This is a genomic window from Lysobacterales bacterium (assembly GCA_019634735.1).
Classification (GTDB): domain Bacteria; phylum Pseudomonadota; class Gammaproteobacteria; order Xanthomonadales; family UBA2363; genus Pseudofulvimonas.
Window position 1 is genome coordinate 123211 of the sequence record JAHCAT010000014.1, and the last position, 11310, is coordinate 134520.

At 69.5% G+C, this 11310-nt stretch carries 8 protein-coding genes; 1 reads left to right on the top strand and 7 read right to left on the bottom strand.

The window, feature by feature from the left end:
* Positions 1 to 10: 10 nt before the first annotated feature.
* The 6 genes from mltB to KF823_13485 form a co-directional block, all read right to left on the bottom strand.
* Complete coding sequence (mltB, locus tag KF823_13460) at positions 11 to 991, bottom strand: lytic murein transglycosylase B (protein ID MBX3726913.1); 981 nt, start codon at positions 989 to 991, stop codon at positions 11 to 13.
* Positions 992 to 1175: 184 nt separating this feature from the next.
* Positions 1176 to 2288, bottom strand: coding sequence for a rod shape-determining protein RodA (rodA, locus tag KF823_13465; protein ID MBX3726914.1), 1113 nt, complete (start codon positions 2286 to 2288; stop codon positions 1176 to 1178).
* The gene (gene mrdA, locus KF823_13470; GenBank protein MBX3726915.1) at positions 2285 to 4126 is read right to left on the bottom strand and encodes a penicillin-binding protein 2; all 1842 of its coding nucleotides are present in this window, start codon (positions 4124 to 4126) and stop codon (positions 2285 to 2287) included. The genes rodA and mrdA overlap by 4 nt, the downstream gene beginning before the upstream one ends.
* A 23-nt stretch (positions 4127 to 4149) precedes the next feature.
* The gene (gene mreD / locus KF823_13475; GenBank protein ID MBX3726916.1) at positions 4150 to 4635 is read right to left on the bottom strand and encodes a rod shape-determining protein MreD; all 486 of its coding nucleotides are present in this window, start codon (positions 4633 to 4635) and stop codon (positions 4150 to 4152) included.
* Entirely contained in the window at positions 4632 to 5558 is a 927-nt protein-coding gene (gene mreC, locus KF823_13480; protein ID MBX3726917.1) for a rod shape-determining protein MreC, read from the bottom strand. The genes mreD and mreC overlap by 4 nt, the downstream gene beginning before the upstream one ends.
* 19 nt (positions 5559 to 5577) lie before the next feature.
* Positions 5578 to 6627: a rod shape-determining protein gene (locus tag KF823_13485; GenBank protein MBX3726918.1), complete on the bottom strand. Its 1050-nt coding sequence runs from the start codon at positions 6625 to 6627 to the stop codon at positions 5578 to 5580.
* 185 nt (positions 6628 to 6812) lie between these two features.
* On the opposite strand from KF823_13485, the gene KF823_13490 reads away from it, so the two are divergent.
* A complete protein-coding gene (locus tag KF823_13490) occupies positions 6813 to 7745 on the top strand; it encodes a carbohydrate kinase family protein (GenBank protein ID MBX3726919.1) in 933 nt (310 codons plus the stop codon).
* A 65-nt stretch (positions 7746 to 7810) separates the two neighbouring features.
* Here the strand turns inward: KF823_13490 and KF823_13495 are convergent, their stop codons facing one another.
* On the bottom strand, positions 7811 to 11080 hold the full coding sequence (locus KF823_13495) for a PD40 domain-containing protein (GenBank protein ID MBX3726920.1): 3270 nt from the start codon (positions 11078 to 11080) through the stop codon (positions 7811 to 7813).
* Positions 11081 to 11310 lie beyond the last annotated feature (230 nt).

Genomic DNA, 11310 nt, shown 5'->3' on the forward strand with positions numbered 1-11310 from the left:
GGCGCCGTCCTCAGGGCGCCCCGGAGACGCCCGGCGCCGCCAGGGCCTGGGTCAGCTGATGCACGGCCATCGCGTAGAGCGGGCTGCGGTTGTAGCGGGTGATCACGTAGAAATTGTTGAACAGCACCCAGTGCTCCTCGCCCGATGCGCCATCGAGCCTGAGCAGGGTCGCGGCGAGCCCGTCGCCCCCCTCATGGTCGACCCGCCAGCCCAGCTCGCGCAGACCGCCCAGGGTGGTGTTAAGGCGCAGGCCGTCGCGCTCGAAGGGCCGGGTATCGGGGCCGGACCGGGCCGGCAGGGTGACCAGGCCGTCGCGCTCCCAGCCGTGCGCCACGAAGTAGTTGGCGACGCTTGCGACGATGTCGGGCAGGGAGTCGAACAGGTCGCGGCGGCCGTCGCCATCGCCGTCGACTGCATAGGCCCGGTAGCTGGAGGGGATGAACTGGCCCCAGCCCATGGCGCCCGCATAGGATCCTCGCAACTCCCGGATGTCCAGATGTTCCTCTTCGCGGACCAGGTGGAACAGGTGCTTCAGCTCGGACCGGAAGAAGTCGGCGCGGGGCGGGTAATGGAAGCCCAGCGTCACCAGGGCGTCGAGCACCCGGTGGCGGCCGGTGATGGCGCCGTAGCTGGTCTCGACGCCGATGATCGCGGTCACCACCTCCGCGGGCACGCCGGTCGCCGCCTCGGTGCGGGCCAGGAGATCGCGGTGCTCGCGCATGAACCGGCGACCGCCGTCGATCCGGGCCTGGGTCAGGAAGATCGGCCGGTAGTCGCGCCAGGGCTTGGCCTCGGCCGGTCGCGAAATGGCATCCAGGATCGATTGCTGCTTGCGGGCGCCGGCGAGCACCGCCTCGATCAGTGCAGGTGCCATGCCGGTTTCGGCGGCCACTTCGGCCACGAAGGCATCCTGGCCCGGGAGCGGTGCGGCGGCGAGCGTCGTCGATGCGGACAGAAAGACGGCCAACAGGGTTCGGGTCATGCGTGGCATGGTTTCTCTGCTTGGATTCGGCGATGGTAACCGACCGGGACAACGGACCGGGGTTCCGCGGACAGGCGCCTTGCCGCCTTTTCCCCCGCGCCTGCCAGCCAGGGCGCGGCCGGCGCAGCGCCAGGTCCGCGACCGCGCGTATGCGTGCTGGCGCTGAGCACCCCGAGGCCGCCCCCTGGCCGGGTCACAGGCCGCCGCCGGGCATCGACTGGCGGTGGTGGCGGTGCACCGACAGCACCAGCCCGAAACCCAGCAGCAGTGTGACCGCCGAGGTGCCGCCATAACTGACCAGCGGCATCGGCACCCCGACCACGGGCAGCAGGCCGGCGACCATGGCGCCGTTGATCAGCACATAGATGCCGAAGGTCAGCGCGATCGAACCGGCCAGCAGGCGGCCGTAGGTGTGCCGTGCGGCACCGGCGATCACCAGGGTGCGGCCGATGATGAACCCGTACAGCGCCAGCATTGCGACCACGCCGACGAAACCGAACTCCTCGGCGAACACGGCGAACACGAAATCGGTGGTGTGCTCGGGCAGGAAATCCAGCTGCGACTGCGTGCCCGACATCCAGCCCTTGCCATGCAGGCCGCCGGAACCCACCGCGATCTTCGACTGGATGATGTTCCAGCCCTGGCCCAGCGGGTCGGACTCCGGGTCCAGGAAAGTCCGCACCCGGTTGCGCTGGTAGTCGTGCATGAAGTACCAGAGCACCGGGGCGGCGGCCACGGCGAGGGCCCCGGCGGCGATGATCCAGCGCCAGGAAAGCCCGGCCAGGAACACCACGAACGCGCCGCTGGCGGCGACCAGCACGGCGGTGCCCAGGTCCGGCTGCTGGCCGATCAGCAGGGTCGGGACGGCGATCAGGACCGCCAGCATGATCAGCACCGGCCAGCGGGGCGGCAGCGGCTGGCCATGCAGCACCCAGGCCAGCATCATCGGCAGCGCCAGCTTGGCCACCTCCGAGGGCTGGAATCGGACCACCCCCAGATCCAGCCAGCGATGCGCGCCGCGCCCTTCGCCCAGCAGCGCGACCAGCACCAGCAGGACCACTGCGCCGCCATACAGCCACGGCGTCCAGCTCAGCAGCAGGCCGGGCGGCAGGCGCGCGGCCACCAGCATCAGCGCCACGCCCAGGCCGAAACGCGCCGCCTGGCGCAGCACCAGATCGGCGTTGCCGCCGCTTGCGCCGTACAGGATGGCCAGGCCGATCGCCGCCAACGCCAGCAGGCCGGCCAACAGCCACGGATCGAGCCCACCCGCGAGCGCCGCCGGGGCGCGCGACGACGACCGGCTCACGGCGGACCCGCCTGACCGATCGCCCACCAGGCGTCGAGCATGCGCCGGGCGACCGGTGCCGCCGCGCGCGAGCCGCTGCCGCCACCCTCGACCACCACCACCAGCACGATGGCCGGGTCGTCGGCCGGGGCGAAGGCCACGAACAAGGCCTGGTTGCGCAGGTGCCGGGCCAGGCTGCCGGGATCCCGGCCTTCCCGCCGCGAGACGCGCTGCGCGGTGCCGGTCTTGCCGGCGATCCGGTAGGGAATGTCGTGGCCGATCGCCCGCGCCGTTCCGGTGGCGCCGTGGACGACGTCCACCATGCCCTGGACGGCCACCTCCCAGTGTCGCGGATCGGCGAGCCGGAGCTCGGCCGCGGGTGGTTGCACGACCGGGATGGGGTCGCCGTCGATGCCGTCCTGGGTGGCGCGCAGCAGGTGCAGCGGTGCATGCAAACCGCGCCGCGCCAGGATCGACATCGACTGGGCCAGCTGCGGCATGGTGGTGACCCAGTAGCCCTGGCCGATCCCGGCGATCACGGTCTCGCCCAGGTACCAGGGCTGCCGCAGGGTCCCCTGCTTCCACTCCCTGGACGGCAGCACGCCACGGGCTTCGCCGATCACGTCCAGGCCGGTGCGCTCGCCGAATCCGAAGCGACCCATGAAGGCGGCCATGCGGTCGATGCCCATGTCGACGGCCAGCCGGTAGAAGTAGGTGTTGACCGACTGCGAGATGGCCTCCCGGGCGTCGACGTACCCATGCCCACCTGCTCGCCAGTCCCGGTACACCTGGCTGTGCCCGGGCAACTGGTACTGGCCGGTCGAAAAGACGCGGTCGGCGGCGCGGACCACGCCGAGGTCGAGACCGGCCACGACCAGCAACGGCTTGAGCGTGGATCCGGGCTCGTAACCGCCCTGCACGACGCGGTTGAACAGCGGCCGGTCGGGCGAATCGACAAGCTCCGCATAGGCCCGGCGGCTGATGCCGCCGACGAAGGGATTGGGGTCGAAGCCGGGCAGGCTGACCATGCCCAGGACCTCCCCGGTGCGCGGGTCGACCGCCATGGCGGCGCCGCTCTCCCCCTCGAAGGCCTCGACCATGGCCGACTGCAGGCGGTGGTCGAGGCTCAGGAAGAGGTGGCGGCCTGCCTGCGGCGGCGTCCGGCTGACCACGCGCAGGGGACGGCCGGCGGCGTGGGTCTCCACGTGTTCCAGACCGGCATGGCCGTGAAGGAGGTCCTCGTAGTGCCGTTCCAACCCGGTCTTTCCGGTGTGGCTGGACCCTGCGTAGCGCCGGGCATCCAGACGCGCCTGGTCGTCGCTGTCGATGCGTCCGACGTAGCCGATGATGTGCGAGTACATCGCGCCATGGACATAGTGCCGGCTGTGGTAGGGCACGACATCGACGCCGGGGAAGCGGTGCTGGTTGACCGCGAAGCGGGCCATCTCCTCCTCGCCCAGGTTGAACTTGAGGGGCACCGCCTGGAACCGTCGGGACGTCGCGAACTGGGTGCGGAAGCGCTGCAGGTCGTCGTCGTCGAGCGCCAGAAGGGCGGACAGGCCGCTCAGGGTCGCATCGAGATCGGTCACCCGCTCGGGAACCACCTCGATGCGGAACGCCGGCCGGTTGTCGGCCAGCAGCACGCCGTTCCGGTCGTACACCAGCCCGCGCGCCGGCGCGACCGGCCGCAGCTTGATCCGGTTGCTCTCCGAGCGGGTGACGTATTCCTCGTGACGACTGAGCTGCAGCCAGGCGTAGCGGGCGACCAGCGCCGCCAGGGCCAACAACAGCAGGACCGCCGCCTGCAGCAGTCGTGCGCGGAACTGGCTGCCTTCGCGCACGGCATCCTTGACCTGCACGCGGGCTCGCCGACGCCGGACCATCAGGCGCGACCACGCAGACGGCGGCGCAGGTCCTCGGCCAGCACCAGCAGCAGGGGCCACAGCAGCGTGCCGGTGAGTGCCGGCAGCCAGTACGCGGCCGTGACGCCGACATCGCTGGCGAAGCTGCGCAGCATTGCGATGACGATCCGGTCGTTGACCAGCAGGGCGGCCACGGCGGCGGTCTGCTGCCAGAGCGGGAAGAACCGCAGCCTGGCGCGGAACCGACGGACGATGAAGGCGATCACCACCAGGCGGAAGGCGTGTTCGCCGAACCAGGTGCCGACCAGCAGGTCGGCACCCAGCCCGACAAGGAAGGCCAGGCCCAGCACGCCGCGCATCGGCTGCTCCAGGGCCAGCCAGACGATCAGCAGTCCCAGCCAGAACGGCTTGGCATGGATGAGCGGACCGGGCAGCGGCAGCAGGGTCAGGAGGTAGGCGGCCAGAACCGCGAGCAGCAGCCACGAGCCGGCACCGGGCATTCTCATGGCCGATCTCCCGGCGGCGCGCCGGTCGCCGGTCCGGAAGGCGGCTCCGGCTCTTCCAGCGGCCAGTTTTCGCCGTCCTCGGGCAGCGCCACTTCCTCGAGCAGCAGCAGTTCGCTGCTCAGGCGCAGCCGGGCGAACGGTTCGGCGACCGCGCGCGCGAAAATGCCGTTCTCGTCCACGCCGACCTCACGGACCACCGCCACCGGGAACCCGGCCGGGAAGCGGCCGCCCAGCCCGGACGTCAGCAGCTCGTCGCCGACCTGCAGATCGCTGTTCATGGGAAGCGTCGGCAGGACGATACGGTCGTCGCGCCCGGACCCGTAGGCCACGGCGCGCTGTCCGGTCCGGGCGTTGCGGACCGGAACGGCATGCTCCGGATCGGTGAGCAGCATGATGCTGGCGGTGCTGGCGGTGGTCGACACGACCTGGCCTACCAGCCCCCAGGAATCGATGACGGGCTGCCCGACGCGGACGCCCGATGCGCTGCCGCCGTCGAGCAGGACCCGCTGCCGGGACGGATCGAGGTCGACTTGGAACACTTCGACCATGCGACCGCTGAGGCGGTATCGCCGCCCTGTCTCGAGCAGTTCCCGAAGGCGCAGGTTCTGCTCGCTCTCTATTCGGGCGGCGTTGAGCCGGGCCCGCGCCAGCAGCAGTTCGCCGCGCAGCGCATCGTTCTCGCGCTTGAGCTCGACCCGCTCGCTGGCCGCCGCCCAAAGCCACCGGGAGGCCTCGACCGGCGCCTGGGCGACGCGGTACAGCGGCGTCGCCAGCCCGCCGAGCGATGCGCGGGCGCGATCCAGGTAGTGGCTGTGGTGGTCGGTGACCATCAGGGCCACCGCGGCGGTCAGGTAGGCGATCAGCCGGAGCGTGTCGGCCTGGCCGCTGGCGAACAGCGTGTTCTTGTCGCCTGCGACGGCCATGTCACGCTGCCCGGGGCGGTCACTCCGCCGCGAAGAAGTCGTTGCCGTAACCCTGGTCGATCAGCTCCAGGGCGCGGCCACCGCCGCGCGCAACGCAGGTGAGGGGGTCGTCGGCAACCTGCACGTGCAGGCCGGTCTCCTTGGAGATGAGGCGATCGAGGTCGCGCAGCAACGCGCCGCCGCCGGTGAGCACGATGCCCCGCTCCGCGACGTCGGAGCACAACTCCGGCGGCGTCTGTTCGAGCGCCGACTTCACGGCCATGACGATGCCCGAAAGCGGCTCGTGCAGGGCCTCGAGAATCTCGTTGCTGTTGATGGTGATCATGCGCGGCACGCCTTCGGCGAGGTTGCGTCCCGAGATCTCGATCTCGCGCACTTCCGACTGCGGATAGGCGCAGCCGATCTCGACCTTGATCCGCTCGGCGGTGGCTTCGCCGATCAGGGTGCCGTGGCTGCGCCTGACGTAGTTGATGATCGCGTCGTCGAAGCGGTCGCCACCGATACGCACGGACTGCGAGTAGACGATGCCGTTGAGGGAGATCACGGCGACCTCCGAGGTGCCGCCGCCGATGTCCAGAACCATCGAGCCGCGCGCCTCGGCCACCGGAATGCCGGCGCCGATCGCGGCGGCCATCGGCTCCTCGATCAGGAACACGTCGCGTGCGCCCGCCCCTTCCGCGGATTCCTTGATCGCCCGGCGCTCGACCTGGGTGGATCCGCAGGGCACGCAGACCAGCACGCGCGGGCTCGGCCGCAGGAAGCGCGAGCGGTGCACCTTGCGGATGAAGGTCTGCAGCATCTGCTCGGTCATCGTGAAGTCGGCGATGACGCCGTCCTTGAGCGGTCGGATGGTGACGATGTTGCCCGGCGTGCGCCCCAGCATCCGCTTGGCGTCGCTGCCGACCGCCGCCACGGAGCGCGGGCCGCCGGGTCCGCGATCCTGCCTGATCGCCACCACCGAAGGCTCATTGAGCACGATGCCCTGGCCGCGAACGTAGATCAGGGTGTTGGCCGTGCCGAGGTCGATCGACAGGTCGTTCGAGAAGAAACCGCGGAGGGTCTTGAACATGGGGGATGGCGGGGCGCGGGGACCGGCAAAGGGTGCGATAATGTAAAGGCCGCGTGCACGCGCGGCAAGCAAACCCGGGGTCTGCGCGGCACCGCCGGTTCAGGCGGCGGGTGCTTCGCGCGTGCATGTTAAGACTGTTTAATGCCTGGCGGCCTCGCGCCGGGTCCACCTGCTGGGAGTGTTCGATGACGGCCCTGATCTGCGGCTCGCTTGCCTACGACACCATCATGGTCTTCGAGGACCGGTTCCGGAATCACATCCTTCCGGACAAGGTGCACATGCTCAACGTCGCCTTCCTGGTCCCGGCGATGCGTCGCGAGTTCGGCGGTTGCGCCGGCAACATCGCCTACAACCTCAAGCTGCTGGGCGGCTCGCCCCTGCCGATGGCCACCGTCGGCCGCGACTTCGCCCCGTACCGGGAGCATTTCCGGCAACTCGACATTCCCCTGGACCACGTCCGGGAACTGGACGATCACTTCACTGCGCAGGCATTCATCACCACCGACCTGGACGACAACCAGATCACCGCCTTCCATCCGGGCGCCATGATGGAGTCCTGGCGCAACGAGGTGGCGTTGGTCGATGGTGTCACATTCGGCATCGTCGCTCCCGACGGCAAGCAGGCGATGCTGCAGCATGCCCGGCAGTTCGCCGAGCGCGGTGTGCCGTTCATCTTCGATCCCGGCCAGGCGATGCCCCTGTTCGACGGCGCCGAGTTCCGCGCCTTCATCGAGCAGGCCGACTACGTCACAGTCAACGACTACGAGTCGCAGCTCCTGCAGGAACGCACCGGTTGGTCGGAGGCGGAGATCGCCTCACGGGTCCGCGCCTACATCGTGACGCGCGGCGCCCATGGGTCGCTGGTGCACGCCGGTGGAGGCAGCCTGGAGATTCCCGCTGCCAAGGCCGCCCGGGTGGCCGACCCGACCGGATGCGGCGATGCCTACCGGGCCGGCCTGATCTTCGGCCTCAGCCAGGGCATGGACATGGAAGTGACCGGGCGCATCGCGTCCCTGATGGGCGCCTTGAAGATCGAGCACCCCGGCACCCAGAACCAGCGCTTCGACCTGGATCGGTTCCGCGCGGCCTTCAAGGAGCAGTTCGGCTTCGATTTCTGAGCGCCGGGAACGCCACCCGCCGGCATCCAGCGCGCCGGCGGGATGGTCCTTCGTTGGGGTCGCGCCTATTGGCGCGCCCACGACTTGGGGCAGTGGCACTCGGCGGCCGGCCCCGGCAGGCCCAGGCCTGCGGCGCTGGCGGCCCCGGCTCCGTGGCGCTGCCAGTAGAAGGTCGGCGCCGCGCGCTCCCGGCCACCGATCTCGGCCATGGTCGAGGCATCGAACAGTCGGCCGTTGACCATCACCAGGTCGACCAGCTCGCTGTTGCGGATATCGACCAGCGGATCCGAGCCGAACAGCACTAGGTCGGCTCGCTTGCCCGGCTCCAGGGAGCCGAGATCGCGGTCCAGTCCCAGGTAGCGCGCGCCGTTGATGGTCGCGATTCTGAGGATTTCGTGGTTGCTGAAGCCACCGTGGCTGAGCAGCCACATTTCCCAGTGCGGCGCCAGCCCCTGCATCTGGCCATGGCCGCCGATCTGGATCGGCACGCCGGCATCGTGCAGGGCCTTCAGGGAGCGGGCCACCTCGGGATGGAAATACTCCTCGTCGGGCATCATCTGGCGCCGGATCGACCGGGCATCGACCTGTTCGCGCGGGAAGAAGCGCAGCAGCTTGTCCTTGCGCCAGATGTCGTCGTGCTGGTAGGCCCAGTACTCGCCGCTCACGCCGCCGTAGCTGACCACCAGGGTCGGCGTGTTGCCGACCTCGGTCGCCGCCCAGAGCTGGACGACGTCACGATAGAGCGGGGCGATCGGCAGGTTGTGCTCAACGCCGGTGGCGCCGTCGACGATCATGTTCAGGTTGTGGAAGAAGGTCGAGCCGCCCTCCATGACCACCAGCATCTCCAGCTCGCTGGCCGCCTGCTTGATCTGCTGCCGCTGCTCGCGGCGCGGCTGGTTGTAGCTCTTCACGCTGAACGCGCCATGCGCCTTCATCCGCCGCAGGTGCGATCTCGCGTCGTCCAGGGAGTTCACCTCGGCCTTGAAGTCGCCATCGGCACCGTAAAGGATCGTGCCCGTAGAGAAGACGCGGGGCCCGACCCCGATGCCGGCGCGGACCAGCTCCGCCTGCGCGAACACCTCGGTGGTGTTGGCGGAAGGGTCGTGCATGGTGGTGACCCCGTAGGCGAGATTGGCGTAGTAGCTCCAGTTCGCCTGCGGGTTGGGGCCGTTATGGAAGTGGTTTGCGTGGGCATGGACGTCGACGATTCCGGGGGCGAGGGTGCGGCCCGCCGCGTCGACGATCCGTGCCCCGGTCGGAATGTCGACCTCGCCAGCCGGACCGAGCGCGACGATCCGGTCATCGCGGACGACGAGGGTGCCGCCCTCGATGATCTCGTCGCCGCGCATGGTGAGCAGCCGCGCGTTGGTGAAGGCGACCACCTGCGATGGCGTGTCGACCGGCATCCTCAGGCCGATCGCGATCCCAGGCGCCTCCGCGGCCTCAGCGGCCTCCGACCCGGCCGAACCTGCGTCGGAGAGGAAGTCGAAAGCCTCACGCAGTTCCCGGGTGTGGAATCGGTCGCCGACCAGCCAGTGCACGCGGCTGGAGTCGCCGGACCAGTGCAGCCATGAACCGACGTCCCGGCTGATCCGGGACACCGGCACCGATTTCATGTCCTTGCCGAGATCGACCGGGGCGCCGGTGGCCACCAGCGGCGCGACGTAGGCGTTGAAGAGCTCGGTGAAGGCCAGCCACCTGCCGTCCGGGCTGATCTCCACCGCGTTCACGTACTTGAGGTTGTAGTGCTCGCGCGGATCGCTGCCGTCGATCGCGACGCTCATCAGCTTCTTCTCCAGTCCGCCGCCGGTCTGGAAGTAGACCCGGCCGCCATCGGCGGAGAACTGTGGACGGCTGCCGCTGCGGTGCACGCGGCGCGGCGGGCCGCCGGCCAGCGGCTGGATCCAGATCCCGGTATCGAGGCCGAACCGGTAGTCGACCAGCCCGCCGGGCGCCTGCCGGGAATAGACAAGCGAACCGCCGTCCGGCGAAAAGCGCGGCGAGAAGTGGAAGCCAGGCCTGGCATTGACCTCTCGCTCCCGACCGTTGCCCAGGTTGCGGACCACGATGCGGCTCTGCGCCTCGTCGCTGTAGCGGATGAAGGCCAGTTGGCGGCCGTCGCGGCTGAAGGCGGGTGCGTACTCGAAGTCCTCCGAGGCGGTCAGCCTCTGTGGCATCCCGTCCGGCAGCGTCTTGCGCCACAGTCTGCCCACCGCGTGGAACACCAGGGTGCGGCCATCCGGACTGGTCGCCGCGTCCCGGATCATCCGGGGAGCGAAGTCCCCTTCCTCCAGGCGGTAGCTGTATCGCAGCGGCTCGGAGAGGACCTGGTCGACCTGCGCGGCGAACGGGATCGGTGCCGGCGTGCCGCTATCGACATCCACCGACCAGAGCTTGCCCTGCGCCCATACGACGATCCGCGCGCCATCGGGTGTCCAGGCGAAGTTGGGGTAGACGCCGAAGATCGCCCAGGCTTCCTGCTGGTCGCGCGACAGGCCATCCCAGAGCGCGCGGATCTCACCGGACTCGAGGTCGAACACGCTCAGCACGGTGTTGCCGCGCACCCGGCGCACGAATGCCAGGCTGCGGCCATCCGGCGAAGGCTGCGGCCTGACCGCACCGCCCTGGACACGAACCAGATCGGTCAGCTCGCCGGTCTGCCGGTCGAGGCGCCGGATCGCATAGATGATCCCGTGCGGGTCCTTGTTGTACTGAAAGTTCGGACCGGCACTGACATCCTCGCTGAAGTACACGAAGCGGCCGTCCGGAGAGATCGCCGGCTCGCCGGCATCCTGCTGGTCGTTCTTGCGCTTGGTGAGCTGCAGACCCTCGCCGCCGCTGCGGTGGTAGATCCACATCTCGCCGGCGCCAAGCGACCGGGTCGCCGTGAAGTGCTTGCGTGCAACCAGCCATTCGCCATCGGGCGACCAGACCGCGTTGTTCAGCAGACGGAATTTCTCCTGGGTCACCTGAACCGGCTCGCCACCGTCCAGCGACAGGCGCCAGATGTTGTCGCCGCCCCCCCGATCGGAGGTGAAGCTGATTTCGCGACCGTCGGGCGAGAAGCGGGGTTGCAGGTCGAACGCCGGGCCGGAGGTGAGCCGGGTCGCCTCGCCACCGGCGATCGGCAGCAGGTACAGGTCGCCGAGCAGGTCGAACACGATCCGTCGGCCGTCCGGACTCACGTCGAGATTCAGCCAGGTGCCCTCGTCGGTCGCGAACCGGGCGTGGCGGACCTCGCCACGCGGGGCATCGACGTTCCAGGAAGGCGCATCATCGGCAGCGGGCGCAATGAAAGGCGCCATGAGCAACAGCAGGGCGGAGACAGTTCGCATGGGCGGCGGATCCGGCGGTAACGACGGTCAAGCGTAACGGCAGCGCCGGTTGACGCCATGCTCAGTCTGCCGTGGGACCAGGGCGCTTGGCGGCGACCTGGACCTGGTCAGCCGGACGCACCGCCCTTGACGCCGTGGCTCGGCAGTCGTCAGGCAGCGCCAGGACACACTCGCCATTTGATCCCGCGCAAAGTAAACGCCCCGCTGCATGTCTGCGCGGGGCGTTTGAG

What these genes read in the sequence shown, in the direction of transcription:
- mltB (MBX3726913.1), bottom strand. Translation starts at nt 991, where the DNA reads ATGCCACGCATGACCCGAACCCTGTTGGCCGTCTTTCTGTCCGCATCG.
- mreD (MBX3726916.1), bottom strand. Translation starts at nt 4,635, where the DNA reads ATGAGAATGCCCGGTGCCGGCTCGTGGCTGCTGCTCGCGGTTCTGGCC.
- mreC (MBX3726917.1), bottom strand. Translation starts at nt 5,558, where the DNA reads ATGGCCGTCGCAGGCGACAAGAACACGCTGTTCGCCAGCGGCCAGGCC.
- KF823_13485 (MBX3726918.1), bottom strand. Translation starts at nt 6,627, where the DNA reads ATGTTCAAGACCCTCCGCGGTTTCTTCTCGAACGACCTGTCGATCGAC.
- KF823_13490 (MBX3726919.1), top strand. Translation starts at nt 6,813, where the DNA reads ATGACGGCCCTGATCTGCGGCTCGCTTGCCTACGACACCATCATGGTC.
- KF823_13495 (MBX3726920.1), bottom strand. Translation starts at nt 11,080, where the DNA reads ATGCGAACTGTCTCCGCCCTGCTGTTGCTCATGGCGCCTTTCATTGCG.